Below are 25430 nucleotides of genomic sequence, written 5' to 3'. Positions count from 1 at the left end.
CTCCCCTGCGAATGAAACATTTTTTTATGCCTTGAATATCATACTCATCAACCTTACAAAGAGTTAAGTGTATTATATGGTGGATGAGGTTTAACCATACTATGATCTCTGTATCAATTTTTAATCAACAAAGTATCAATGTATTGTCAAGATTGTTGAAATTTATGCTGGAATTTAAAAATGTCTTATCTTGAATATTCAGTAAAACAATATGGGCAATGCCTTGATTTTTTTCAGCTAATAAATTGTGGTTCTATAGTGAGAAAATATTATGCATAAATTTAGGTTTTGGTTAGTCTATATGAGATACTGAAACCTATAAGGAATGCTGTCAATTACATGGTGCAAGAATTAACACGCCGCCAGATGTTATTGCTTTTTTTTCATAAATAGGTGCAACGGTCCAATTTTATGTGTAAAAAGAAATGCCACTTGATATGGGTCATATCCTGTCGTAAACATCATGCTTGGTATTAATTTTAACAAAAATGCAACCCATCCCTTACGATACTATTCTTTATTTAGGAAAGAACGAATCGACCTTCTGATTGATACAAAACCAATATTTAATGGTAAAAGACTAACTTTTGACCTCTTGTCATAGTGATAATATCCTTAATTCAACATTTTTCTAAAGAGTAAAGCGCCGTATATGCGGTACTGAAAATTATTTTTCACTTAAGCCATCAACAAGCGAAACGGATAATAAATTAAACTTATAGGAATTAGTGGAAGTTATTATCGCCTGTCATATATGTTATCAAAAAACAGCTAGTCAAAATGTAGGTTTTTTTAAGCTAAGGTTTGTAGACAAGGTGCGCTGCTATGATGACAAGGAAATATAAGAGTTGTTATTCGCAATCTTTTCATCATCTGGACATAACCTTTAGCTCCGGACAGCTTTGAGGCCATTGCTCGTTCCGGAGCCAGAGCCGTCTTAATGTGCTTTCTGTTGTCCCCTGCGCTCGAATTCAAGCAGGTAGCTCAACAATGCAGGAAGCAGAGTGAGTGTGAAGAACGTTGCAGCAACCAGTCCGCCGATAATGGCGAACGCCATGGGCCCCCAGAAAACCTGTCTCGCGATAGGGATCATGCCAAAAATTGCCGCGCAGGCTGTAAGCATAATCGGCCTTGCCCGATGCAGGGCGGCATTACGAATGGAATCGATATTGCTCAGTCCTGCCTTAAGGTTTTCATCTACTTCTGCAATCAGGATGATAGCATTACGGATGATCATGCCGCTCAGCGCAATGACGCCCAGTAAGGCCACAAATCCTAATGGCGTTCCCGTTGGAAGAAGAGCACCCACGACGCCGATGAAGCCGAACGGAGCCATGAATGTGGCGAGAACGACGCGTGAATAACTCTGCAGTTGTACCATCATCACACCAAGCATAATAATTACAGTGACAGGCAAAACCGACATCAGTGAATCATTCCCTTTGTCTGACTCTTCAGACGCACCGCTGACTGCAACGGTATAACCGACAGGAAGTTTTTGTCTGAATTGCTCTATGGCAGGAGCCAGGTCGCTGACCACACTATCGACATTCTGCCCGCTATTCACATCCCCCTGCACAGTAACAGAAGCTTTGCGATCGCGTCGTTGGATCATAGGGTTTTTAAGATCCCAGGTTAAAGAGGCAAGCTGGGACAGTGGTATCTTCGCCCCGTCAGGTGTTGTGATCAGTGTCCCTTCCAGGCCGGATAAATTTTTACGATCCATTTCACTTCCCTGTAGCACAACGTCTGTACGGTGAGTATGTTCCCGAAGTTCGGTCACTGGTAATCCGCTGTAAAACATGTTCAGGGTATTTGAGATTTGCTCTGTCGTCAGGCCGGTTATACTTACAGAAGCCTGATTGACATTCACTGCAACCGAACGCTGGGGATCTCCCGCAGTCAGATTCAGCCCGGTAACACGCGGATCCTTAGCCATCATTGCTGATAACTGACGTGCATAAAGACGAGTCTGGTTGAAGTCAGGGCCGCTGACCCTGTATTTCAACGGCCATCCTACCGGCGGCCCCAGTTCCAGGGGCGAGATGCGTGTCACTATATCGCTGAACCTGTCACGCAGGATCGCCGATAATTTTGTCTGCAGGGCGTTACGGGATTCCAGGTCTTTTGCCACGACAACTAACTGGGCAATATTCTCGACATCTGACATAAGATCCATCGGAAGATAAAAACGGACAGCTCCAGTGCCTATATAGCTGGAATATTGTTTCACGCCTTCTTCTTTGTTGAGAATTTCCTCAAGACGGTGAGTTTCCCTTTCAGTTAGCTGCTGTGTGCTGTTCTCGGGTAATGTCAGACTAATCAGAAGTTCTGGACGGTCAGATGCCGGGAAGAATTCGCTTTTCAGCCACTGGCTACTCCAGACCGATAATCCCAGTAATGCAATTGACGAGAGTGTGACGGCCATCCGGTGTTTTAGCGTGAGTTCGATGAGGGCTTCGTAGGCGCGTGATAACCGCCCCTTGCTTTCATCATGAGCACGGATCTTTGCACCAGAAAGAAGCCAGACACCACTCAGCGGTGAGAAAAGAACTGCCACAACCCATGAACTGATCAGGGAGATAAAGATCACCGCGAACAGTGAGTAGCAGTATTCTCCTGCCATCGACTTTGCGAACCCGACCGGGATAAAACCTGCAATCATCACCAGTGTCCCGGTAAGCATTGGAAATGCTGTTTTAACGAAGGCACTTGATGCTGCCTTCCGTAGAGGCTCTCCTTTTTCAAGATGGGATATCATTGACTCTATCGTGATCATCGCATCATCAACCAGTAATCCAAGCGCGATGATCAAGGCTCCCAGTGATATACGCTGCAGCCCTATTCCGGCCAGATCCATCCCTGTAAATGTAAGCGCCAGAACAATGGGGATCGCAACAGCAACGACCAGCCCTGCACGTAAACCAAGTGATAGAAATGATACAGCCAGAACGATGACAATCGCCTCCATAAGCACATGAAGAAAGCCTTCAACGGCTTCATCCACAATAGCTGGCTGGTTTGCAATCTTTGTTATGTTTATGCCGTGGGGAAGGTCGGATTTGATTTTTTCCAGCTGCAGATCGAGATCGTGACCAAACTGCAGCATGTTACCGCCCGGTAACATAGCGACGGCAATCCCCATCGCGGGCTGTCCATTCACATGGAACAAAGGCGAAGGTGTTCCCTCCCGTGTTCTCTCTATACTGACAATATCGGTCAGGGCAACCGTCCGACCGCCGGCAGTCAGGCGGATATGCTTCAGGGTTTCCTCTGTCATCTGAGTACCGGTAACATCAACACTTACACGATCGTTCATTGTCCGTAATGTACCTGACGGGGTTACGGCGTTGTTATGTCTGATCGCGGCAATAATTTCATCAGGAGATATGCCCATCGAGGCTATCTGTCGCGCAGAGAAACTCAGCACAACCTGTTCAGTCTGGATGCCTATCTGTATTGTTTTTCCAATATCTTTAACTGTCCGGAGCTGACGCTGGATATTATCAACCATGTCCCGCGTTTCGGTAAGCGTGAAACCGTCTGCAGTGATCCCAAAAATCGTGCCGTAAGTGGCATCATATTCATCATTAACGACAGGAGGGGTAACCTGATCAGGAAGCTGTGCAGCTATGTCCTGCATTTTCTTCCTCAACTGCTGCCAGACAGGCTTAACTTGCTCAGGCGGTGTATCATCCCGGAGGTTTAGCGTAACTTCGGTAGAACCATTTCTTGTCTGACTTTCTACGCTGTCAAACCATGGCAGCTCCTGCACGGATTTTTCAATAGGTTCAGTCACCAGATTGACCATATCCTCCGGTGTTGCTCCGGGCCATTGCGCGCTGATGACGGCGGTCTTGATAGTGAAAGCGGGATCTTCATCGCGTGATAAAGAGGTGAAAGAAAGATATCCACCGATCATAATGATAAGCAGCAGGAAGCTGACCAGTTGTTGGTGTGCTATTGCCCATGAAGAGAGATTAAATTTGCCGGTATTCATTTCGTCTCTCCGGGTACAACCGCCACTATTTCGCCATTTTCTAGCGTATTGGTACCTGCTGATACTACGCGTTCACCCACAGTCAGCCCACTGGACACCCAGGCTTTGTCTGAGGTATAGCGTTCGATCACAACCGACCGTAATTCAAGATTACTGGTTCCGGGTTTAACAACAAAAACGGCAGGATGGTTGCCTGAGCGAGTGAGAGATGGTGCCGGTACCGGGAAATATAGTTTGTCTGAGGACTTCAGCCCGACAGTTACAGCCCGACCGAATACATTTTTAGCGTCTGTGGCTTCCAGAGTCGCACGCACCAGACTGGTACGTGTGATGTCATCCAGTCTGGGAGATATATAGCGCACATGTGCTTTAACATCCCCCTGCTCTGTATTAACCAACAGAGGATCGCCGGTATGCAGGCGGGAACTTGTTTGAACGGGAACGCTAAATTGAACCTCCGCAGTAGCAGAGGCAATTTTGATGACATCCTGGCCTGCGGTGACATTCTGTCCTACAGAGGGTGTATACAGGGTGATTACACCATCAAAAGGAGACGTCAGGGAACTGAAACCCGATTCATTCAGCGCACCCGATTTTTGTGCCTGAGCCCGGACTTTTCGAGCCGTCAGCGTCGCCATCGTTGCCCTGGCATCCTCAAGTTGCGCGCGCGACGCAGTGCCAATGGTATAGAGCTTTTGTATCCTCTCCAGCTCCAGTCTTCCTTTATGCTCAGCCGCCAGCGCTTCCTGATACTCCGCAAGTGCAGCCGCCATATCCTCTTTACTTTGCGAACCTGAAAGCGTGGCAACAACTTGCCCCTTTTTAACCCGGCTACCTACATCAACGGGACGGGTGGCGAGCCTGCCATCCAGACGGAACTGCAAACTCACTTCAGCCGCAGGCTCAATAATTCCGGTCCATGAAGAAGCGGGCAGATGCTGTTGCGATGCCACCCAGGTGCGGACCTGACGCGGGTGAGACGTTTCATGAACGGCCTCATCGCATCCGGCGAGGATCATTGTCATGCAAACTAACAATACTGTCGGGGATCGACTCAGGAACAGGTGACAACTTTTTAAAAATTGTTTTGGGTATGCCATTACGCGGGATCTCAGTAAATTCAATGCCCGCATCTAACTGCATAAAGAACAAGGAACATTTCAGGGATTATCAAGAAATGTTCAATCCTCGCTCTTTTCCCGAAAAAACTGGGATGTATTGCATCCTCCTTGTATTGCCCTTGATTGTTCATTGACAGAGTTCGGGATAATTATCCTGGCGGGCGCACCTGGAGGTCTGCAAAAACTTAACAGGCAACGGGAGTAAAAATGTTGTTTCCGGTATCAATAAAACTTCGTGTGTCAGCCATTGCGATGATGACCTCTTTGCTACTTTCAGCCTGCACAATGGTGCCGCAATATCAGAGACCGGAAGCCTCCGTGCCATTAGTCTGGTCTTATAAAGACACATTTGTGGGAGGTGTGCATAAATCGGCAGTAAACGGGCCTTTTTTCAAAGACAGTAAGCTGCAGCAACTGATAAAACTGACCATTGAGAACAACAAGGATCTCGAACTCTCCGCTCTGAATCTGAAAAAATCAGGTGTGCAGTACGGGGTTGAAAGACTCTCCTGGATGCCAGCAGTCAGCCTGACCGCAGAAACAACCGCTGCTCATGAACCTGCAGGGATCTTTGATACCGTTGATACCGGCTCGGTAACGTATCATCAATACGACGTTAAACTGGTCTCAGCTTCCTGGGAGATGGACTTCTGGGGGCGTTTGCAAAGCCTCAGGGAAGCATCCCTCAATGAATACTTTGCAGCAGGAGCCTCATCAAGAGCCCTGAAGATCAGCCTCATTGAGCAGGTGGTCAGTGCCTACCTGATCTATATCACCGACCAGGAAAACATCAGTATTGCCCGTCAGAAGCTGGACAATGTCCGGCAGCTCCGGCATATGCAACTGCAAGCCTTTAATGCCGGAGACATGACTAAAAATGCTGTTATGGATGCTGATAGCGCGGTAAACGACGCACAGTCAGAACTGAATCAGGCAGAGTTGCAGGCGCAACAGGATTTAAACTCGCTTCAGTTGCTTGTCGGTAACCCGCTACCTGCCTCTCTGCTGGATGTGTCACCTGAGCATGACTGGGCTTTTCCGTTAGTAAAAGCAGGAATGCCATCAGAGGTTCTGCTCAAACGTCCCGATATTATTGCCGCTGAGTTCCAGCTGAAAGCTGCCAATGCCAGTATAGGCGCGGCAAGAGCGGCATTTTTCCCGTCGATTTCTGTCACCGCTGAAGGTGGATCATCCACGGCTGATTTGGGTAAATTGCTTTCGGGTGGCACTGCTAACTGGAGCTTTGTTCCCTCGCTCTATCTTCCCATTTTTGACGGGGGTAAGAACCAGGCCAATCTCAGCCTGGCCGAGCTGAATAAGAAAATTGAGATCGTCAATTATCAGAAAGCCATACAACAGGCGTTCAGGGATGCATCTGATGCGCTTGCAGGTCAGGCATCCCTCAAAAAGCAAACCATCCAGACATCTGGTATCCTGGATACTGTCAAAGAACAATACCGAATGGCTGAAGCAACGCGGAACGCCGGTCAAATAAGCAACGCAACTCTTCTGGAAAAAAACAATGAGCTACTTGCTGTTCGTAAGCAATATGCTAATGCCCATCTTAAATACCTTATCCAGGGGGTGAAAGTATTTACCATCCTGGGCGGCGATAATTCAATTTAACTATTAATATTTACATCAGGTTATTATCATGGGTCTTAAACATTTAATATCAGGGTGGAAACCCTGTAGCTATGACGTTTACGCTGAAACATACCAGAGGTTTGGTGGCAGCGTTAATATGCATCCTGATATTGTTGAATTCTTTATGAGGAAAGGTCAGCGAGGATTTTCATTCTGGCAATATTGTAGAAACGGTGAGATTGTCGCTGCCTATTTCGTTGTTGATAGTAATGTAGTGGGTTTGAATGTATGGCGGGATTATCCAGTTTCCTTCGATGAAGTCATGCTACCTGTATCGACAGATCAAAAAATCTGGCTCCCAGATAAGACAAACCGTCTGTCATCACACCACCGTAATAACATTCTTAATTCTGCATTTTTCTATAGAACGAAGCGCAGTATATGCCGGGTTAAAACTTCATTTTCAGGTAAAACCATCAAGAAGCGAAACGGAGAATTAAGGAAGTTTATGGGCATGGGGGGGAAATGTTATCGTTTGTCAGATATGTCACCTAAAGAGATAGCCAGTCTGTATGTGCGTCTTTTCAAGCTGCGGTTTGCTGATTCTGTTCGCTGCTATGAGGAAGAAAAGATTGAAGAGTTGCTATCCGCCGTGCCGCATCTGATTTTCGGTAACGTATTGTTTTATGCAAATTCGCCTTGCGCTATTGATTTGGTACTCAGTGCGAACAGTGATAGCATGGTGTATTTTGACGTACCAAATGGTGGTATTGACCCTAAATATTCAGAATTCAGCCCGGGCAGTATGTTAATGTGGGCCAATATTTCAGATGCGCGTGACTTGTGCATCACGCAGGATAAAGAAATGGTGTTTTCAATAGGACTTTATGAGAAAGACTGGGAATATAAATTAAGGTGGGCCGACACTGCGAGGACAGGGAAAGTTATCAGCCTTTAAGTGGTAATAACTCATCTGCCGGTTTATTTTCTTTTGACACGGTTCGATTTTGCCTCCCAGAAAGCAACGATTACTAGCTCAATTAAAAATCCAAAAATTGCGCCTGATATTATACAGGCGTTTTGCCCATCAATTTCATGAACTGCCGCACTGACGCATTCAAGGAATGCCAACATGGTAAACTCCCGTTTACCAAATATTTAACCAGCGGATTATCAAGATTCTGTTGACCTAGTGTAAAGGGATCATCAACAGACAAAAATATTAAGTTTTTCTCAACGATACACTGAAGGTAAGTCCACCTTTTTTATTTTTCGCAACCGTCAGTTGTCCTCCATGCGCTTCACATATCGCACGGGCAATAGAGAGTCCCAGACCAGAGCCTCCGGAATGCCTGGAGCGTGAAACCTCTTCGCGTACAAATGGTGTGAAAATATCTTCAAGCAGTTCATCCGGAACGGCAGGCCCCTTGTCCCTGAAAATAACCGAAACGGTTCCCGGGGTGGCATCGTAACTGATATCAAGTACGCCACCATCAGCTGCATAGCGTAATGCATTATCCATCAGTATCAGGAAAACCTGCCCTAAACGATAGGGGTCTGCTATTCCGCTCAACATCATGTTCTGATTATGTCTGATGGATACGCCAGCCTTCTCTGCTGAAGGTGTAATCCATGCAATTTTTTCCCTGACAATCTCATTAAGGCCGACGGGGATCATACTCAGATTTAACTGCCCGGCATCAGCAAGTTTCAACAAATGCAGGTCTTCAACCAGCCGGTTTAGTTCATTAAGTTGCTGCATGACCATTTTCAGCTGGGTTTCGCTGGGCTCAAATACACCATCAATTATACCCTGGAGTCTTCCTGTTGCTGCGGTCAACGGAGAACGAAGTTCATGAGCCATGGCCACATGTGATTTTTTAAGATCCTTTTCATAACGCTCAAGCTGCATCGACATCCCATTAAAATTTTCGCTGAGACTACGTAATTCCAGAGGAAGATTATCCGGGATTTTTACATTTGCGCCGAAACTACCCTGAGCGACAGATTTAGCTGCATTAGCAAGTGCGCTTATTTGCTTCGACAAAGGGCGTGCTGTTCTCAGCATCAGTGTGAAAATGATGGGCATGACGATAAGGATGAGCACAGCCAAAATTAGCCAGTCAGTGATGCCTATTCCTGGCTGCCAGTAATCCACGCCATACCATCGATCAATGATCGCGTGATAGCGATTAATATTCAGTTCGGGATTTTTAATTAACTCAGTAAGCTCTGCCCTGACCTCAACTGGCATCCTGTACTCGTGCCACTTGTTATCAATGTAAAAGCGCAGCCACATGCAGAAAGAAATCAGGATTATGCTGCCTACTGCCAGCGAAATAACCTTGCGGCATATCCAGTTCCACAGAGAACTATTTTCACTTTTCTGAATACGAAATTTTATGTTCATGAGTTAGCAAACCTGTAACCTATGCCCCTGACATTAATAAGAAGATCAGGCTGACCCGCAGCTTCGAGCTTTTTACGCAAATTATAGATATGCGTATCAACCACCCTCTCAAGAGCATCGCTTTCCGGAAGGCAGGCTTCGAGTAACGCCTGGCGTGTAAAGGCTTTAGATGGCGACTTCAGGAACGTCATCAGGAGAGCCAGTTCTGTCGGGGTCAGCTCAAGTGACTGAGGGGGGCCGCCTTCTTTTTCCACGACGACTATCATGGAGTCCATATCGGCTTTTATATTTCTGAACTGGAGGACATCTCCGCTACGTTGCCCGGCATAACGACGCAGGACAGCATGAACGCGTGCGACGACTTCTCCAGGATTATAAGGTTTAACAACATAATCATCGGCACCGTAACGAAGCGCACTGATTTTATCCGCCCCGTCACTGATAGCGGTGATCATGATCACTGGAATATCGCTGCGCCGTCGTATCCCAAGCAGGACATCAGTACCACTCATAGATGGCAACATAACATCAAGGAGAATGATATCGGGCTTCCAGCTGAAGACCAGATCCAGACCGCGTTGCCCGTCACTGGCAATCGAGGTATGGAACTGATCTCTTTTTAGATATGCCTCAAGTACATTCGCAGCATCCAGATCGTCTTCAATGATTAAGACACGTTTCACATAAGCACCTTGATTAAACCTTGATAAACCCTTGCAGGGTTCTTGATTATTTGTCGACATACTTCCTAGCCTGTAAAGAAGCATAATTCATTCCGGGAGTTTTATGAAGGAATTAAATACGTTACTGGCGGTAATATTGTCAATGCCGCTTGCAACCTACGCCTCTTCTGATGTTCATAAATCTGAGGTATCCGTTGGCATAGGAGCTAAATATGCTCCTCAATATATGGGGTCCAATAAATATAAATCTACGGTAGTGCCTTATTTTGAATGGACTGACGGCACATGGTTTCTAAGTTCAGAAAAAGGAGCAGGATTTACATATTTCTTTGATAATGGTTTTTACCTGGAACAGGCACTAGGATATACATGGGGTCGGAAGGATGATGACGGTTACTGGCTACAGGATGGTTCCAGACATCTCAAAGGAATGGGTAAAATAAAAACAGCACTGAACTCAACGACAACGTTGGGTTGGTGGATGACACCAGGAATTGGTTTTGAAAGCAATATTATTGCCCCCCTGACTGAAAGTCAGGGAGTTCTGTATAATATTGGCCTCAATGTTGTGTTATTTAATGATGTCAGCGACACACTTACCGTAAGTATTATTCGAAATTATGGTGATTCACGATACAATAATATCTGGTTCGGAGTGAACGAAAATCAAAGCGCTAATACAGGATTTAAACATTTTAACTCCGACTCGGGGTTAACAAGTGTCGATTACGGTATCAAATGGCAACACACATTTGATGATAACTGGTCTGGCTATGCAGACCTGCGTTACACAACACTGGCTAACCGCGTAAGCAAAAGCCCCATCGTAAAAAAAGATGACTATCTGGCTTTCACTATTGGTGCATTTTATACATTTTGATAGTCACACCGTAACACATGGAAACAACATCTGCTATACATTGGCGGGTGTTGTAGTTTGTAGTTTGTAGTTTGTAGTTTGTAGTTTGTAGTTTGTATCTTAACTATAAGTTATATTCACACAAACAGGAGGTGTTATAAAAAATAGACACAACTGACCTGCCCCCAGTATTAGATACAACCGTCAGTTAGTAATGACAGTTTGTTTACCTTCACATTTTCCATTCCGCCACCGTGCAGCAAACTCTGATGGCGTCTGATAATTCAGTGCTGAATGTGGACGACACTCGTTATAATCCTGCCGCCAGTTATTAATGATTCTCCTTGCATGAACGATATCGCTGAACCAGTGCTCATTCAGACATTCATCGCGAAATCGTCCGTTAAAGCTCTCAATAAATCCGTTCTGCGTTGGCTCGCCCGGCTGGATTAAGCGCAACTCAACACCCTGCTCAAAAGCCCATTGATCCAGTGCGCGGCAGGTGAACTCCGGCCCCTGGTCAGTCCTTATCGTCGCCGGATAGCCCCGGAACAGTGCAATGCTGTCCAGAATTCGCGTGACCTGAACGCCTGAAATGCCGAATGCGATGATAATTGTCAGACACTCCTTCGTGAAGTCGTCCACACAGGTCAGGCACTTGATCCTGCGACCGGTGGCCAGTGCGTCCATGACAAAATCCATCGACCAGGTCAGGTTGGGCGCCGCCGGGCGGAGCAGCGGCAGACGTTCTGTTGCCAGCCCTTTGCGACGTCGCCTGCGTTTTACGCCCAGCCCGCTCAGATCATAAAGGCGGTACACGCGCTTGTGATTAACATGAAGGCCTTCACGGCGCAGTAACTGCCAGATGCGGCGGTAGCCAGAACGCCTGCGCTCCAGTGCCAGCTCAGTGATGCGCCCTGATAAATGCGCATCAGCCGCCGGACGCTGAGCCTCATAGCGGCAGGTCGACAGGGACAAACCTGTAAGCCTGCAGGCACGACGTTGCGACAGACCGGTCGCATCACACATAAACTCAACGGCTTCCCGCTTCTGGTCTGTCGTCAGTACTTTCGCCCCAGTGCCACCTGAAGTGCCTCCTTATCCAGCATGGCTTCGGCAAGCAGCTTCCTGAGTCTGGCGTTCTCTTCCTCAAGCGACTTCAGGCGCTTAACCTCGGGAACCTCCATGCCGCCATACTTCTTACGCTAGGTATAAAAGGTGGCGTCGGAAATGGCGTGCTTACGGCAGAGCTCACGGGCAGAAACCCCGGCTTCAGCCTCGCGGAGGATACTGACGATCTGTTCGTCGGAAAAACGCTTCTTCATGGGGATGTCCTCATGTGGCTTATGAAGGCATTACTAACATCGCGGTGTATTAATCAACGGGGTGCAGGTCAGCAGGTCATCGTGATTGAGCCAAGCCAATTATTTGTAGCCCACATTTCTATATAGTGGGTCATAACATGTAATTTATGTCTATCTGCAAAGTGAAGACTGTTAGTGGCAAGATGCTATCTATTCTATTTCATCTTCTCTAATTTTAAAAAGTTATCAACATATACATAGCTAGATCCAATAATACGATCCTATTGAAGATCCTAAATGGATCCATACAGTTCCAAACAGATCCCAGATCGCTACAGGCCACGCCAGACAAGGCATGCAGAAGATTTGGGTGTGTCACATTATGCAATAAGTGTGTCGCAACATGTAATTAGTGTGCCATACCATGATCAAAGTGGGTGACATCATGCTCATGGTGTGTCATAACATGCAAAATGGTGTGTCGTAGCATGTGAAATACCGAACTATCCACTCTTTGTGGATAACCTTGAATGGATTCCTACTTTAGTGGCATAACTCTATGACTGATAACAATTTTATCCCTTCTCAAATAACAAATGAAGGAGAGGTACATCAATTAACAGTCACAAGTAATTCTTCAGTTCAACCAGCTATTCTACTGCGCCTGGGTGTCTTTGTTCCTGGCAGCAGAGCAATACCCAAGGGCCAGAAGTCCGGTATTGATGTTTCTTCGTCATTTTCTCAGCTTGAATTCGCCCGTAAGGAAGGTTATGACGAAGTCAGGATCTTTGGTGAGCGACTTAACATATCAACGGACTTTAGTGTCTGGATGGGCATTATTGGTGCCTTCAGTAAATACGGTTTGAAATCGAACACTATCGAGCTGCCTTTCACTGAGTTCGCCGCGTTGTGTCAGTACGACTCTCGTCAGTTTAACAAGCGCCTGCGTGACACCATCTTCGATGCACTTACCAGGATCGGTACCAAGACAGTTCAGTTTAACAGCAAGAAAACTGGAGATAAATTTTTCACTCAGCTTCTTAAGAGCGGTAAGTACACCAGAGAATCCGATACGATCACGCTTCAAGCCGATGAGCGTTTGCATGAGCTGTATCAGATCGACTACAACATCCTTCTGCGCAAACGTCCTTATCATATGCTTAAAGGTAAAGAGGTTGCTCAGACGCTCTATACCTATATCGCCAGTCTGCCTGATAACCCTGCCCCAATCCGGTTTGATCGCATCATCGAGCGTTTAAATCTGACCTCTCCAGTAAAGGAGCAGAACCGGCTGATCAAGGCTGCACTTAAGCAACTACAAGATATTGGCTACATTGAATATTCTATTGTGAAAGATGGGCGAACTCTAACGGTGCTGATTCATAAACGAAACAAAAAACTTAAAGAATTGGCATCATAGAAGGTGGGTCGCATTATGCAGGATATTCAGAATTGGCGGGTCGCACCATGATTTTAGGTGTGTCATAACATGGTTTCGTGGCACTGTTGCATCTAAGCGTATTATTATTAGGCTGATTTTTGAGCTGCTGGGATATCTCTACATGCTGTGACACACCTTTTTCATATCGCTGCCCACCTTTATCATGTTCCAACCCACCTTTTTGAGATCTTTTAACGATCTTTTTTCATAGCGTGTTACAACACACCTTATGCATGCTATGACCCACCTTTATGATTAAGGCGTTCACAGAACGCGCTTCTCGGTACGTATAAGTGATCAGAAAAATATCTCACATCTGGTCTGATGCATACCAAGAAATGGGACTTAACAATTGACCCCCGGGATACCTCGTCTTTTTAAGGCAGTGAGTGCTAATTATTTGATACATCGTATGTCGAACTTATGAAAAGGCTAATCTGAACGTACCAAAGATGCCCTGTCTTTTGAGGGGGTGGATGGTTAACTATTGCCCCCTGATCGTAAAACCATCGTATTCACCTCATTCTTTTGAAGGATGCTGTTAATAAGTTATCAACTTTGCAAAATTTGAGGTGCTTTGCACTTTTCCAGTTGGTTTGCATGTTTTGTGTTGCTTTGCTTGTTTTCTCAAGATTAAATAGAATGATGCAAAGTTAATTTAAAGGAACTTCTAATGGGATTAATGGATACGCTAAACCAATGCATTGCCGCTGGCCATGAAATGACGAAAGCCATTGCAATCGCTCAATTTAATGATGATAGCCCTGAAGCAAGAAAAATCACCCGGCGGTGGCGAGTTGGTGAAGCTGCCGATCTGATCGGTGTGTCATCCCAGGCTATTCGTGATGCTGAAAAAGCAGGGCGATTGCCTCATCCAGATATGGAATTACGAGGGCGCGTAGAGCAGCGCGTTGGCTATACCATTGAGCAAATAAATCATATGCGAGATGTGTTTGGTACGCGTCTCCGTCGTCCTGATGAAAGCCTGCCTCCGGTTATTGGTGTTGCAGCTCACAAAGGTGGGGTTTATAAAACATCTGTCTCCGTTCATCTTGCTCAGGATCTGGCTTTGAAAGGACTTCGTGTACTGTTAGTTGAAGGTAACGATCCGCAAGGTACGGCATCGATGTATCACGGTTGGGTTCCCGATTTACATATTCACTCTGAAGATACGCTCCTCCCCTTCTATCTCGGTGAACGAGATGATGCTTTATATGCCATAAAACCAACCTGCTGGCCTGGTCTGGATATTATTCCTTCGTGTCTCGCATTGCATCGTATTGAAACTGAGCTTATGGGGCGTTACGACGATGGTAAGCTGCCGACAGACCCTCATATGATGCTAAGACTAGCCATCGAAACGGTTGCGCATGATTATGATGTGGTTGTCATTGATAGTGCTCCTAACCTTGGTATCGGCACAATCAACGTTGTTTGTGCTGCTGACGTATTGTTAGTCCCTACTCCCGCTGAACTCTTTGACTATACCTCTGCTCTTCAGTTTTTCGACATGCTCAGGGATCTGCTGAAGAACGTGGACCTCAAGGGCTTCGAGCCAGATGTCAGAATCTTGCTTACTAAATATAACAATAATAATGGTTCCCAGTCGCCCTGGATGGAAGAGCAAATTAGGGATGCATGGGGAAGCATGGTTCTTAAGAACGTAGTACGTGAAACGGATGAAGTGGGTAAAGGACAGATCCGAATGAGAACAGTGTTCGAACAAGCCATAGATCAGCGTTCTTCTACTGGAGCATGGAGGAATGCACTCGCAATTTGGGAGCCAGTTTGTAATGAAATATTTGATCGTCTCATTAAACCACGTTGGGAGATCCGTTAATGAAACGTGCACCTATTATTCCTAAATCTAATCCTTCAGTCGCTCCTGCAACTACTGCAACAGCTCCAGCTGCTCCTATGGTTGATACGCTCATTGCTCGAGTGGGCGCTATGGCAAAAGGTAATAATATTACCCTTCCCGTGTGTGGCCGAGATGTAAAATTTGTTCTTGAAACTATACCAGGTGTAGATGTAGCAAACTCTACAAAGGTCTGGGCTGGTAATGAACGTGATCAGGCATTTTTAACAGAGGAGGCATTGGACGATCTCATACCATCGTTCTTACTAACTGGCCAACAAAATCCGGCTTTTGGTCGTAAGGTCGAGGGACATATAGAGGTTGCCGATGGTAGCCGCCGTCGCATGTCTGCCATTCTTACATCAACTGAGTATCGCATACTCGTCGGTGCCCTTGATGACGAACAGATGGATGCTTTATGCAAGCTTGGAAACGATTATAGACCGACAAGTGCTTATGAAAGAGGTAAGCGATATTCTCAGCGATTAGAAAATGAATTTAATGGGAATATTTCTGCTCTGGCTGACGCTGAAAATATTTCAAGGAAAATCATAACCAGATGCATCAGTTCCTCTAAGTTACCAAGAGATGTCATCGCCCTTTTCTCTCATCCAGGCGAGCTTTCTGCCAGAGCTGGTGAAAATTTACAGAAAATTTTTGCTGAGAACGAGGCTCGTTTACTCGAAGGGGCTTACGAACTTTCAGAAAAAAGAAAGGCAGGTGTGGTACTTGAGGCTGATGAAATAATCCATTTTCTTACATCCTTACTAAAAGATCCCAGCAAAAAATTAAATCAGACCCCTGAAAAGCGCGTTTTCATTCCGGGAGCATCAGCGCAGTATAAAGGCAATAAATTAATCATTAGCCTAGATCGCTCTAAGCTTTCAGAAAAAGACATTGGGAAGTTTGAAGAAATGCTTGAGCATTTGGCTATTAAGTAAAAAAGTAATTATTCATAACTATCCTTCTAATTTACGATCCTCATGACCGTGGTCACAATCATTCACTGGGACCGTGGTCCCAACTACTCAACTGGGACCGTGGTCCCAACTACTCAACTGGGACCGTGGTCCCAACCACTCAACTGGGACTGTGGTCCTAACCACTCAACTGGGATCGTGGTACCAACCTATAGTCAGTCAAGCCTTTGTAGGGGTACTTTCTAGCTAAGGCGCGTAATTAATGTTTGTTAGTTCGTCTCTTTGGTGCTTCCTCGCTCACTCGCGGGCTTCGCCCTGTCGTTCGGCTGCGGCGAGCACTACTGGCTCTTTCTGAAAAGCAGGTTTTAACTAATCCTCGCTATAGGGATATCTTTCCAGCGAGTGGTATACGCAGGGGACAGCATATCGCGTTTCATTTGCCAGGATGGTGCAATGCCTCGTCCGGCAAACCAGACATGGCCCAGGCCAGAATGATTAATACCATCGAGAACCTTCATCAGTTCTGCGCTATGAGGTCGGGGCGGACGTTCGTCGAACAGCTGCAGCTGCGACACGCCGGAACTTGTGAAGTCATTCAGCATCACACCGGCTTTGGCATACCGGTGGCCATCCTTCCAGATACGCTCCAGCGCCGTTGTGGCGGCCGCAATGATGTCCCGGGTATCCTGAGTGGGCGTAAGCAGTTTCTCCGTGGCCACGTTGCCGTAGTAAGGCTCTTTAACGGTGAACGGAGACGTTTTGATAAAGACAGAAATATGCCGGCAGAACTGGTGTTCCCCCCGGAGCTTCTCCGCCGCCCGTTCCGCATACTGGCAAATGGCCTGGCGGAGCGAATCCGCTTTCGTGATTTTCTCGCCAAAACTGCGACTGCAGACAATCTGCTGTTTGGTGGGAGGGGCTTCCTCGAGGGCTATACAGCTCTCACCGTTCAGCTCACGTACCGTTCTTTCCAGCACAACAGAGAAATTTTTACGCACAAAGGTCGGGTTCGTCAGAGCCAGATCCAGCGCCGTCCTGATTCCCAGAACATGCAGCTTTTTCGCAATACGGTTGCCGACGCCCCAGATCTCTTCCACAGGCTGCAGGGAGAGCAATTTCCGCGTTCTGGCCGGATTACCCGGGGTCAGGGCCAGTACGCCCCTGAACTGTTTCCATTCCTTTGAGGCCCACTGAGCAGATTTGGCCAGCGTTTTAGTGGGACCCATACCGACGCCGATCGTCAGCCGGGTGCAGTCATAAACGTGCCCACGCAGTTGCCGACCGAAATCTTCCAGGTTATTATATTTATGTATGCCATTGATATATAATAACATTTCATCAATTGAGTATTGTTCTACGGGAGGTGCCAGTTCCTCGACACAGCTCATTACGCGGGCCGACATTGAAGCGTAAAGCTCGTAATTACTCGAGAACGCGTAAATTTTCTCAGGATAGCATTCGTTTTTCATCTGGAACCATGGGGTACCCATACGTACGTATTTTTTACTCTCCGCGCTGCGGGCGATTACGCAGCCGTCGTTATTGCTGAGCACCACAACAGGCTTACCCTTCAGGTCTGGGCGAAATACCCGCTCACAGCTGGCGTAGAAGCTGTTCACATCAGCGAGGGCAAACATCAGTACATCTCCCGTGTCCGGTGGATGATGTGGGTCACCACGCCAAAAATTTCCAGCTCATTGGGGTCGGGGTAGATAGGTGCCCAGCCGGCGTTCATAGGCTGCAGAATCAGTCTCGGCCTCAGCAGCAGGCGCTTAACGGTAAATTCACCCTGCAGGCTGGCCACAACAATATCGCCGTGCTGAGGTTTTTCCGCGCAGTCGACGACCAGAAGATCCCCGTTAAACAGGCTACCATCTGACATGCTGTCGCCGCTCGCGCGCAGATAGTAGGTCGCACTCGGATGACGAATGCAGTAGTCATGCAAATCCAGATCTGACTCAACGTAATCCTGGGCAGGGCTGGGAAATCCGCAGCTGGCCAGATCTGAAAAAGAAGGGTGCGTTTGCGGCGGAATCTCTTTCCCCGGCCTAAGCAACTGTAACTTCATGTATCCCTCACGACCTTAATTATACTGTTTTTATATACAGTAGTATTTTTACCGTAAGCGATCAACTTCGAGCGCAGAATGCCCTTTTTTAACACGTCCCACATTCAACCCTAATTGTTCTCTAATTTTTCTCTAAATTATTCTTGATAAATCCCATCGCACTGTGTAAATTCCAAATTGTTCTCTTATACTTCTCAAATAAAAACCTAATTTTGTATTTGAAATTACCGTGAGGTTATATGAAAATTTTCATCGATGATGGATCAACCAACATTAAGCTGATGTGGCAGGACGGAGAAAAAGTTCATCGGGCGATCAGTCCGAACAGTTTCAAGCGTGAGTGGGCGGTTTGCTTTGGTGGCCAGCGCGTTTTTAACTATTCGCTCAATGGAGAGCACTACACCTTCGATCCCATCAGCGCCGATGCGCTGGTCACGACCAACATTGCATGGCAGTACAGTGATGTGAACGTCATTGCCGTCCACCATGCGCTGCTGCAGACCGGACTTGAACCCCGGGAGGTCGACATTGTCGTGACGCTGCCGCTCGCGGAGTATTACAACCGTGACAATCAACCCTGCGCTGAGAATATCCGGCGCAAAGAGGAAAACCTGATGCGGCCGGTCACCCTGAATGACGGACTGACCTTCACCGTTCGCAGTGTGCGCGTCATGCCTGAGTCCATTCCGGCAGGCTTTGATGTGGTGAGCAAACTGGAAGACCTTGACTCACTGCTCATTGTTGACCTGGGAGGCACCACGCTCGATATTTCACATGTCAGGGCCAAAATGCGGGGGATTTCGCGTATCTTTGGCGACTCCGGCCTGGGTGTATCACTGATGACGCAGGACGTCAGGGCGGCGATGGCAGTGGCCAGAACGCGGGGCAGCAGCTATCTTGCTGATGAACTCATCATCCACCGCGAAGACGAGAATTTTATGCGGCAGCGCATTAACGATGCCTCCAGACTGGCCGTCGTGCAGGAAGCGCTTCGCGATTCACATCACCGTCTTGTGAACCGGGTGATCGATGCCGTGAAGAGCTTTGAAAGTTATTCTCATGTTATGGTAATTGGTGGCGGTGCCGAACTCATCGCCAGTGCGGTCAGACAATTTTGTGGGGTGCGCGATGACAGGTTTTACCTGAGCGAAGATCCCCAGTTTGACCTGGTCAATGGCATGTTCGCAATTGGTTAATGAGATGGATAAACCGGACACCCGTAGAAAAATTACGTTTTACCTGAACCCCGAAAGCAACGCTGCTGAGCGCTACGTCTGCGATGAAACAGACAGGCTGCCCCAGGGGGAGCGGGGGAACGTCTGGCGTGCTGCGCTTCTGTCCGGCTTTGCCCTGAGAAAACAGGATGAAAGGCTGCCGCATCTGCTGGCAGCCCAGCTGAATGAATCGACCACGTTCGAGGAGATGGTTCTGCTTATGCAGGCGGTTTTCCCGGAAGAAATGAAAGCGTTCGGCAACCGCCGACCGGCAGCGCAGACGCCAGCAAAAGTGCAGGGCAGTGCACCGCCCGCGCCCCCGGAAGATGACAATGAAACCCTGAGCAATGCCCGGGCCATGTTTGGTGGCGCGAAGGATAAATAAGGTAACTCCATTATGTCACTCGTAAAGCACCATGCTGAACGCATGATCTGCCATGTTCTGCGTGCCAGAAACGTTCCAGAGGACCAGTGGGCGGACCTCGTCAAAAAGACCGGCAGGGGTATGATCCTGCTGGGCGTGGCGTTGGTCGTCCCGTTATTACTCGTCGATGCGATGCCCCTGCCGGTGACCATTGTGCTGCAGATAGCCTACGCCTGTCTGATGTGCCTCGGAGTTATCCTGGCCTTTGACAATAAAACGGCAAAGGGACGGTCATGATATGAACATCAACCTACAGGAAACAGTATGCGACTCGAAGAACTGAAAGATGAAGACCGAACGCTGGTTGTGGTGGCCCTGCAGGCGCTGCACCGCGAGCGGTTAACAGCATCCAATGCCGCCTTTACGTTCTGCCAGCTGGCCGGAAAAACCCCGCCTCCGGATGATATTTTTGGATTACATGAAGTGCAGGACGCGCTGCGTCGTATTGGTGCAGCGCCCGCGCGATAAAAGCGGCATAAAAAAACGGCAGGAAGACACCTCATCCCTGCCGTCAAATAAATGCTCATTTTTTCGGCGATTATAGAGCTTTAAATTGTGATGTAAATCACAATTTAACCTCAAGAAAAATTTCTCTGATTAATGCCTTATGCTGCGGATTCCTGCATACATAAAGGAGTCAAAACAGTAATCAACGAGATTAATAAAGATCTGATTTACGGGTAGCAGACAGGAGCTATTGTGAGAATTTATCACGGTTCACTTGCGTTATTTGACAGTTTTGACCCCCAGTTTTTTGGTACAGGTGAAGGTACAGGATTGGCGTTCTGGTTTATTGATAACTTTGACGGTGCCGATTACCACGCTCATATGATATCGCGTCTTCCTGTTCATAGTCCCAGAGTCTATACCTGCGAATTCCCTGATCATTTGCCAGTGGCAGACCTGGATGCTTCTCTTTCTTCGCAGCCAAAAATCCTGGAACGCTTGAGGGACACCCTGCCAGTTGAACTGGCCTTTGAACTTCCAACAGAGGACCGTAACTGGGGAACTCACCTGCTAACCCGATGGGCTGTTATTTCCGGAAAAATAGGTGAAAACAGCGACTTAATTGATTTTCTGTTTTCCCGCTGCGGTATTATGGGAGCACATAATCTGCAGGGAGGTTGTGGGAATACCCGATACAAAGGCAGATGTACGGTCATTTTTGCAGGAGCTGCGCATCATATCCGCATACTCAACATGAATGAGGTATGAGTTTTTCCCTTTCTTCACTGTTCTGAAAATTCTAAGACTCTGCTACTGGCATAAAGCGGACATTTGATATTTTCCCCGGACCTCTGAAATCAGCTTTGACAAGCTCTGTAGAAACAAAATTGAGATATCCGTCTCGGGGATACAGATAATAATTTTGAACGGAGACCTGTACTGGCACGTCTCCGTTCAGCCATCACACAGAGTAATCCCCGACTTAAATCGTTACTTCATACTGTCAGCGATGGTATCAACATTATGTCTGAACGCTTTCGTATAAGTATCCGCCGGGCCACCTTTTGGAGAGAGCGCTTCAGGGTATAACTCACCACCAGGCTTCGCACCGGTTGCACTGGCGATTTGTTTAACCAGACGCGGGTCTAGCTGATTTTCCATAAACCAGATGGTTACATGATCCGCTTTAATCTGTTCAATTAACTCTGCAACGTCTTTTGCACTGGCTTCGCTTTCAGAGGAAAGGCCCTGCGCCGCCAGGAAACGAACGTTATATGCGCGGCTAAAGTAACCAAACGCGTCGTGGCTGGTCAGGACAATGCGTTTTGTTTCAGGAATGCCACTGAAACGTTTTTTCGCCCAGTCATCAAGTGTTTTCAACTGCGCAATATAGTCCTCGCCGGATTTTCTTAATGCCTCCTTATCTTCAGGATCAGCATTGATAAGCCCCTTCACGATGTTCTGTGTATACTGTGCGCCATTCGCCGCGCTGTTCCAGGCATGAGGATCAACCACGGTTTCACCATCTTCGTCCATAGTATACGTTTTAACACCCTCAGAGGCGACGACCAGTTGGCCTTTGAAGCCTGACGCCTTAATGAGCCTGTCCAGCCAGCCTTCCAGCCCCAGGCCGTTGACCACTACAACATCCGCGTTGGCGATAGCGGCGCTATCCTGCGGTGATGGCTCAAAGGTATGCGGATCGCCGTCAGGCCCGACAAGCGTTTTCACGCTAACATGCTTCCCTCCCACTTGTTGCACCATATCGCCAAGAATAGAAAAGCTGGTGACCACATTAACGGTTTTCGCGCTGACGCTGTGCGCCATGAACCCCATACTGAGTGCCAGAAAAAGTGCTGTACGTTTCATTATTTCCCCTTACCAAAAACTGGGCGTAACAGAGTGACAGCCAGCCTGCTACGCCCGCCAAATAAAACAGAAAAAAAGAAAAAGAGACTGGCGCAGAGCACGATTGATGGCCCTGCGGGTAATGCGATGGCCCAGGAAACACTGAGTCCAAGCCACGAGCACAGGATACCCACCACACCTGCCAGCAGTAGCATTCCAGGTAAAGTTTGCATCCAGCATCGTGCTGCAACCGCTGGCAGCATCATCACACCGACAACCATCAGCGTGCCGAGAACCTGAAAACCCGCCACCAGATTGAGAACCAGAAGACCCAGAAACAGCGTGTGAAACAGCGTGGGCAGGCGCTTTTTATTGACCTCAAGCCACGTACTGTCAAACGCCTCGCTCACCAGCCCCCGGTAGCATATCGCCAGACTAAGCAGGGTCAGTGTCGCTACCTCTGCGACGAATATCAGGGACGTCTGATCGACTGCCAGAATCGAGCCGAAGAGAAGATGCAGCAGGTCCACGCTGGATCCGCGTAACGACACCAGCGTTACACCGAGCGCCAGCGAGCCAAGATAAAATCCGGCAAAGCTGGCATCTTCTTTAAGCGGCGTTCGCCTGCTGACCCATCCGGCTATCAGTGCAACAACAATACCGGCGATAAATCCTCCGGCACCCATTGCAAACAGTGACATGCCACTGAGCAGATAGCCCATGGCAACGCCGGGCAAAATAGCGTGTGACAACGCATCACCCATCAGGCTCATTCGCCGGAGAAATAAGAAAACGCCCAGAGTGGTCGTACTAAGCGACAGCGCCAGGCACGCCACAAGCGCCCGACGCATAAAACCATATTCTATAAAAGGCTGAATTAGGAAATGTAACATCATGCCACACACTCCCTGTTCGCCTGCGATTGCCAGTAGCAGCGCTCGCTTTCCAGACGCATTACGGAAGGAAAATAGCGCTGCACCCTCGGGGCATCGTGTAGTACGGCCAGAATCGTTTGGCCCCGTTGATGCATTTCTTCGATCAATGACATCAGGACATGACTGGTGTTTTCATCCACCCCGGTCAAGGGTTCATCCAGCATGACCAGTGGCGCCTGCTGTAACCAGACTCTGGCAAAGAGCATTCTCTGAAACTGCCCACCTGAAAGCGTCTCTACAGGGCTTTTTGCAAGATGCAGCAATCCCACGCGTTCAAGTGCGGCCGCAATTCGCAAGCGCTCGCTGCGGCGCATACTGCGGAAAAGTGACACTCGCGGCCAAAGCCCCATGCTCACTACATCCTGAACGACTATCGGGAAGTCGGACTCAAGGGTATTACGCTGGGCAAGCCATCCTGTGACCGGACGCCCGTGTGGCCAGATAATGCGGCCATTCACCGGGGGTAGGAAACCGGCCAAGGTTTTGAGTAACGTCGATTTGCCGCACCCATTTTCACCGACGATTGCGGTCATGCTGCCGACTACAATTTGTCCACTGATGATGGGCGTCACGGGAGAATGGTTATAACCGACGCTGAGTGCCTGAAGAACAATCATGGCAGTGCGATCGCCCACTGAACGGCAACCCATAAAACGCTCAAAATGAGAATGCCCGCGCCCAGTCGCAGGAGAAGAGAGAGTGAAAAAAGCGTTGAAGAAAGCATGTGACCCCTGATTGATATGTTATATTATAACGATAAATCAGTCAGGCATTGATTGTAAAGAAGAGTCAGCACGAGGATGTGTGACGGAATGTTACATTCCTCATTCGTTTTTCCGTTGCGTCTCGTTTTACTTTATCTGTGGTCTGTACAAGGTAGTTAATGTCCGAGGGTCACAGCGTCAATGATTCAAAACTCACGTTTGCCACGAGCGAATAACACATTGATGACAGGCCACAGTGAAGCATTGTTGTATCGTTGTACGTACGGATAACTAAAATGAAAATTCATAAAATTATCGTTGCATGCGTGGCAGTGACCTCATTAAGTGCGCAGGCATTCAAACTGAACTCTCTACGGCGGCAGTAATTTCCGCAAATCAACTCAGTACGATTGAAGTCAGTTTTTTTAGCAGTTTTAATCTCAGCCATTCAGGCGCCTCGCTCGCCGGAATCTGTAATGCCTCTCCGGTCACAGGTTGCGGTAGCGCATTCTGCACCATGCTTCTAAGCCATCAGGATTAAGCGGACAGAGAGCAGGCTACCTGAAATTACGTTAGAGATTGCTAAACTAAAAACGGTGCAAAACCAACCCCTTTAATCAACATTTGACCGCGATTTGAGATGTGGTCAGATCAATTTAACGTCCCCTTCTGGCACAGGACTGCTGTTGCAGCCCTGACAACCTCAAGTAAGGTTTTATTCTTCACCAGGAATGTGTGCTGTAAAGCGAAGCTTCGAGACCAGGCTTTTCTACCCACCCGTGAAAAATTCGGTTGTATTGCCGGGTTGATATATGCCGTTTAGTTCCGATATTGCAACATTATGCAAGCAAGTGTTATGTTATCACGTATCTAAAGTGGCATATGCAGTGACATGTACAACAATCTTCCTTATTCAATACCAGTGCTTGATGTGAAAAGCGTCAGCATTTCTTCGGGCCACTCTGCCCTGGTCACGGGGATCGCCCTGACTTTAGCTTCACTGGGTTTTCTCGGGCTGGGCGCATTACCGCCGGAGCCGGAGTGGGGAAGGGTGCTTACGGAAGGAATGCCCTATCTGGAGCGCGCCTGTTGGGTCGTTCTGGCTCCTGCAGTCGCCCTTGCTGTTTTGTCGGTGATGGGCGTGAGTCTGGCCTGTCTATCGGGGCTAAAAAAATAAAGCGTGTTCAATACGTAGCTGTCACTCTAACTACTACGTCGAATACCTTTAAATATCTGATTTTGTTATCTGGATTAACCCGAGATTATTTTGAAATAATCTCTGCACACTTTTTCACCGAAATTATGCTGATGCCCAACGTCGGGCGAAGTTTGATTGAAACGTTGAGTTAAACAAGGGGGCAAAAATGAAAGTGTTAAGTATTGTCGGGGCAACGCTGCTGGTCACGTCATTCCATGCAGCAGCATTTGTTTATGTATCACCCGTGCCTGCGGGGCAAAAGGCGAACGTCAGTTCGGCCGCAAACAACGGACACGCTATTCCTTCTGAAGTGGCTAATGCTGACATAACAAAGATCATTCCGATCGCTGGCTGTCACTGCGCTTTCTGTAACTCATTGCGTGCCGCTAACCTGTGATTCCTTCTTCAG

22 protein-coding genes and 2 pseudogenes are annotated in these 25430 nt (G+C 47.7%); 13 read left to right on the top strand and 11 right to left on the bottom strand.

The window, feature by feature from the left end; genetic code table 11:
* Window positions 1-937: 937 nt before the first annotated feature.
* Window positions 938-4000, bottom strand: coding sequence for an efflux RND transporter permease subunit (locus ACT3IC_RS23150; RefSeq protein ID WP_473479740.1), 3063 nt, complete (start codon window positions 3998-4000; stop codon window positions 938-940).
* Window positions 3997-5100, bottom strand: coding sequence for an efflux RND transporter periplasmic adaptor subunit (locus tag ACT3IC_RS23145; RefSeq protein ID WP_473479737.1), 1104 nt, complete (start codon window positions 5098-5100; stop codon window positions 3997-3999). Before ACT3IC_RS23145 ends, ACT3IC_RS23150 begins: the two co-directional genes overlap by 4 nt.
* 228 nt (window positions 5101-5328) lie before the next feature.
* On the opposite strand from ACT3IC_RS23145, the gene ACT3IC_RS23140 reads away from it, so the two are divergent.
* Window positions 5329-6747, top strand: coding sequence for an efflux transporter outer membrane subunit (locus ACT3IC_RS23140; protein WP_473479734.1), 1419 nt, complete (start codon window positions 5329-5331; stop codon window positions 6745-6747).
* A 28-nt stretch (window positions 6748-6775) separates the two neighbouring features.
* Window positions 6776-7666: a GNAT family protein gene (locus ACT3IC_RS23135; protein WP_473479731.1), complete on the top strand. Its 891-nt coding sequence runs from the start codon at window positions 6776-6778 to the stop codon at window positions 7664-7666.
* A gap of 23 nt (window positions 7667-7689) precedes the next feature.
* Here ACT3IC_RS23135 and ACT3IC_RS23130 read toward each other — a convergent pair whose 3' ends face one another.
* From ACT3IC_RS23130 to ACT3IC_RS23120, 3 genes are all read right to left on the bottom strand, one after another.
* A complete protein-coding gene (locus ACT3IC_RS23130) occupies window positions 7690-7842 on the bottom strand; it encodes a hypothetical protein (RefSeq protein WP_473479729.1) in 153 nt (50 codons plus the stop codon).
* Between the two features lie 88 nt (window positions 7843-7930).
* Window positions 7931-9118: a sensor histidine kinase gene (locus ACT3IC_RS23125; protein ID WP_473479727.1), complete on the bottom strand. Its 1188-nt coding sequence runs from the start codon at window positions 9116-9118 to the stop codon at window positions 7931-7933.
* Window positions 9115-9801, bottom strand: a complete 687-nt coding sequence (locus ACT3IC_RS23120) for a response regulator (RefSeq protein ID WP_473479790.1) — start codon at window positions 9799-9801, stop codon at window positions 9115-9117. Before ACT3IC_RS23120 ends, ACT3IC_RS23125 begins: the two co-directional genes overlap by 4 nt.
* Window positions 9802-9904: 103 nt before the next feature.
* Between ACT3IC_RS23120 and ACT3IC_RS23115 the strand changes: the two genes are divergently transcribed.
* Entirely contained in the window at window positions 9905-10681 is a 777-nt protein-coding gene (locus tag ACT3IC_RS23115) for a MipA/OmpV family protein (protein WP_473479725.1), read from the top strand.
* A 183-nt stretch (window positions 10682-10864) separates the two neighbouring features.
* On the opposite strand, the pseudogene ACT3IC_RS23110 reads toward ACT3IC_RS23115, so the two are convergent.
* Window positions 10865-11985 (bottom strand): annotated as a pseudogene (locus tag ACT3IC_RS23110) (IS3 family transposase).
* Window positions 11986-12523: 538 nt separating this feature from the next.
* On the opposite strand from ACT3IC_RS23110, the gene ACT3IC_RS23105 reads away from it, so the two are divergent.
* The 3 genes from ACT3IC_RS23105 to ACT3IC_RS23095 all read left to right on the top strand — a co-directional run bounded on the left by ACT3IC_RS23105 (window position 12524) and on the right by ACT3IC_RS23095 (window position 16204).
* Entirely contained in the window at window positions 12524-13384 is an 861-nt protein-coding gene (locus ACT3IC_RS23105) for a RepB family plasmid replication initiator protein (protein ID WP_148569870.1), read from the top strand.
* A gap of 694 nt (window positions 13385-14078) precedes the next feature.
* Window positions 14079-15245 (top strand): plasmid-partitioning protein SopA, encoded by a 1167-nt coding sequence (gene sopA / locus ACT3IC_RS23100; protein ID WP_473479722.1) that lies wholly within the window; start codon window positions 14079-14081, stop codon window positions 15243-15245.
* Window positions 15245-16204, top strand: coding sequence for a ParB/RepB/Spo0J family plasmid partition protein (locus ACT3IC_RS23095; protein ID WP_473479720.1), 960 nt, complete (start codon window positions 15245-15247; stop codon window positions 16202-16204). The genes sopA and ACT3IC_RS23095 overlap by 1 nt, the downstream gene beginning before the upstream one ends.
* Window positions 16205-16548: 344 nt before the next feature.
* On the opposite strand, the gene ACT3IC_RS23090 is transcribed toward ACT3IC_RS23095, so the two are convergent.
* Both ACT3IC_RS23090 and umuD read right to left on the bottom strand, forming a co-directional pair.
* A complete protein-coding gene (locus ACT3IC_RS23090) occupies window positions 16549-17820 on the bottom strand; it encodes a Y-family DNA polymerase (protein ID WP_473479717.1) in 1272 nt (423 codons plus the stop codon).
* The gene (gene umuD, locus ACT3IC_RS23085; protein WP_473479716.1) at window positions 17820-18251 is read right to left on the bottom strand and encodes a translesion error-prone DNA polymerase V autoproteolytic subunit; all 432 of its coding nucleotides are present in this window, start codon (window positions 18249-18251) and stop codon (window positions 17820-17822) included. The genes ACT3IC_RS23090 and umuD overlap by 1 nt, the downstream gene beginning before the upstream one ends.
* A gap of 239 nt (window positions 18252-18490) precedes the next feature.
* Here umuD and ACT3IC_RS23080 point away from each other — a divergent pair, with 239 nt between their 5' ends.
* The 5 genes from ACT3IC_RS23080 (at window position 18491) to ACT3IC_RS23060 (ending at window position 21104) form a co-directional block, all read left to right on the top strand.
* Entirely contained in the window at window positions 18491-19447 is a 957-nt protein-coding gene (locus ACT3IC_RS23080) for a plasmid segregation protein ParM (RefSeq protein WP_473479714.1), read from the top strand.
* Window positions 19448-19451: 4 nt separating this feature from the next.
* Window positions 19452-19850 carry a plasmid partitioning/stability family protein gene (locus ACT3IC_RS23075; RefSeq protein WP_375148022.1) on the top strand — a complete coding sequence of 133 codons (399 nt, stop codon included), beginning with the start codon at window positions 19452-19454 and terminating at the stop codon, window positions 19848-19850.
* A 12-nt stretch (window positions 19851-19862) separates the two neighbouring features.
* Entirely contained in the window at window positions 19863-20126 is a 264-nt protein-coding gene (locus ACT3IC_RS23070) for a hypothetical protein (protein WP_148569877.1), read from the top strand.
* Between the two features lie 27 nt (window positions 20127-20153).
* Window positions 20154-20357 carry a hypothetical protein gene (locus ACT3IC_RS23065; protein WP_148569878.1) on the top strand — a complete coding sequence of 68 codons (204 nt, stop codon included), beginning with the start codon at window positions 20154-20156 and terminating at the stop codon, window positions 20355-20357.
* A gap of 231 nt (window positions 20358-20588) precedes the next feature.
* Window positions 20589-21104, top strand: coding sequence for a hypothetical protein (locus tag ACT3IC_RS23060; protein WP_473479710.1), 516 nt, complete (start codon window positions 20589-20591; stop codon window positions 21102-21104).
* A gap of 222 nt (window positions 21105-21326) precedes the next feature.
* Here the strand turns inward: ACT3IC_RS23060 and ACT3IC_RS23055 are convergent, their stop codons facing one another.
* The 3 genes from ACT3IC_RS23055 to ACT3IC_RS23045 are packed head-to-tail and all read right to left on the bottom strand — an operon-like array spanning window position 21327 to window position 23736.
* Window positions 21327-22205, bottom strand: a complete 879-nt coding sequence (locus tag ACT3IC_RS23055) for a metal ABC transporter substrate-binding protein (RefSeq protein WP_473479708.1) — start codon at window positions 22203-22205, stop codon at window positions 21327-21329.
* Complete coding sequence (locus tag ACT3IC_RS23050; protein WP_473479706.1) at window positions 22205-23080, bottom strand: metal ABC transporter permease; 876 nt, start codon at window positions 23078-23080, stop codon at window positions 22205-22207. Before ACT3IC_RS23050 ends, ACT3IC_RS23055 begins: the two co-directional genes overlap by 1 nt.
* Entirely contained in the window at window positions 23077-23736 is a 660-nt protein-coding gene (locus ACT3IC_RS23045) for a metal ABC transporter ATP-binding protein (RefSeq protein WP_473479704.1), read from the bottom strand. The genes ACT3IC_RS23050 and ACT3IC_RS23045 overlap by 4 nt, the downstream gene beginning before the upstream one ends.
* Before the next feature lie 1063 nt (window positions 23737-24799).
* Here ACT3IC_RS23045 and ACT3IC_RS23040 point away from each other — a divergent pair.
* Window positions 24800-25000 (top strand): annotated as a pseudogene (locus tag ACT3IC_RS23040) (ABC transporter permease subunit); the annotation flags it as partial.
* Window positions 25001-25187: 187 nt separating this feature from the next.
* Window positions 25188-25418, top strand: coding sequence for a hypothetical protein (locus ACT3IC_RS23035; protein ID WP_473479702.1), 231 nt, complete (start codon window positions 25188-25190; stop codon window positions 25416-25418).
* Window positions 25419-25430 lie beyond the last annotated feature (12 nt).

This window comes from Leclercia sp. GHBNCSD (genome assembly GCF_055805075.1).
The sequence above is the reverse complement of the archived record's forward strand: the minus strand, read 5'-3'. Positions and strand labels throughout refer to the sequence as shown.

What these genes read in the sequence shown, in the direction of transcription:
- ACT3IC_RS23150 (WP_473479740.1), bottom strand. Translation starts at nt 4,000, where the DNA reads ATGAATACCGGCAAATTTAATCTCTCTTCATGGGCAATAGCACACCAA.
- ACT3IC_RS23095 (WP_473479720.1), top strand. Translation starts at nt 15,245, where the DNA reads ATGAAACGTGCACCTATTATTCCTAAATCTAATCCTTCAGTCGCTCCT.
- ACT3IC_RS23045 (WP_473479704.1), bottom strand. Translation starts at nt 23,736, where the DNA reads ATGATTGTTCTTCAGGCACTCAGCGTCGGTTATAACCATTCTCCCGTG.
- sopA (WP_473479722.1), top strand. Translation starts at nt 14,079, where the DNA reads ATGGGATTAATGGATACGCTAAACCAATGCATTGCCGCTGGCCATGAA.
- ACT3IC_RS23035 (WP_473479702.1), top strand. Translation starts at nt 25,188, where the DNA reads ATGAAAGTGTTAAGTATTGTCGGGGCAACGCTGCTGGTCACGTCATTC.
- ACT3IC_RS23065 (WP_148569878.1), top strand. Translation starts at nt 20,154, where the DNA reads ATGCGACTCGAAGAACTGAAAGATGAAGACCGAACGCTGGTTGTGGTG.
- umuD (WP_473479716.1), bottom strand. Translation starts at nt 18,251, where the DNA reads ATGAAGTTACAGTTGCTTAGGCCGGGGAAAGAGATTCCGCCGCAAACG.
- ACT3IC_RS23050 (WP_473479706.1), bottom strand. Translation starts at nt 23,080, where the DNA reads ATGATGTTACATTTCCTAATTCAGCCTTTTATAGAATATGGTTTTATG.
- ACT3IC_RS23090 (WP_473479717.1), bottom strand. Translation starts at nt 17,820, where the DNA reads ATGTTTGCCCTCGCTGATGTGAACAGCTTCTACGCCAGCTGTGAGCGG.
- ACT3IC_RS23135 (WP_473479731.1), top strand. Translation starts at nt 6,776, where the DNA reads ATGGGTCTTAAACATTTAATATCAGGGTGGAAACCCTGTAGCTATGAC.
- ACT3IC_RS23130 (WP_473479729.1), bottom strand. Translation starts at nt 7,842, where the DNA reads ATGTTGGCATTCCTTGAATGCGTCAGTGCGGCAGTTCATGAAATTGAT.
- ACT3IC_RS23125 (WP_473479727.1), bottom strand. Translation starts at nt 9,118, where the DNA reads ATGAACATAAAATTTCGTATTCAGAAAAGTGAAAATAGTTCTCTGTGG.
- ACT3IC_RS23115 (WP_473479725.1), top strand. Translation starts at nt 9,905, where the DNA reads ATGAAGGAATTAAATACGTTACTGGCGGTAATATTGTCAATGCCGCTT.
- ACT3IC_RS23105 (WP_148569870.1), top strand. Translation starts at nt 12,524, where the DNA reads ATGACTGATAACAATTTTATCCCTTCTCAAATAACAAATGAAGGAGAG.
- ACT3IC_RS23055 (WP_473479708.1), bottom strand. Translation starts at nt 22,205, where the DNA reads ATGAAACGTACAGCACTTTTTCTGGCACTCAGTATGGGGTTCATGGCG.
- ACT3IC_RS23080 (WP_473479714.1), top strand. Translation starts at nt 18,491, where the DNA reads ATGAAAATTTTCATCGATGATGGATCAACCAACATTAAGCTGATGTGG.
- ACT3IC_RS23145 (WP_473479737.1), bottom strand. Translation starts at nt 5,100, where the DNA reads ATGGCATACCCAAAACAATTTTTAAAAAGTTGTCACCTGTTCCTGAGT.
- ACT3IC_RS23140 (WP_473479734.1), top strand. Translation starts at nt 5,329, where the DNA reads ATGTTGTTTCCGGTATCAATAAAACTTCGTGTGTCAGCCATTGCGATG.
- ACT3IC_RS23075 (WP_375148022.1), top strand. Translation starts at nt 19,452, where the DNA reads ATGGATAAACCGGACACCCGTAGAAAAATTACGTTTTACCTGAACCCC.
- ACT3IC_RS23070 (WP_148569877.1), top strand. Translation starts at nt 19,863, where the DNA reads ATGTCACTCGTAAAGCACCATGCTGAACGCATGATCTGCCATGTTCTG.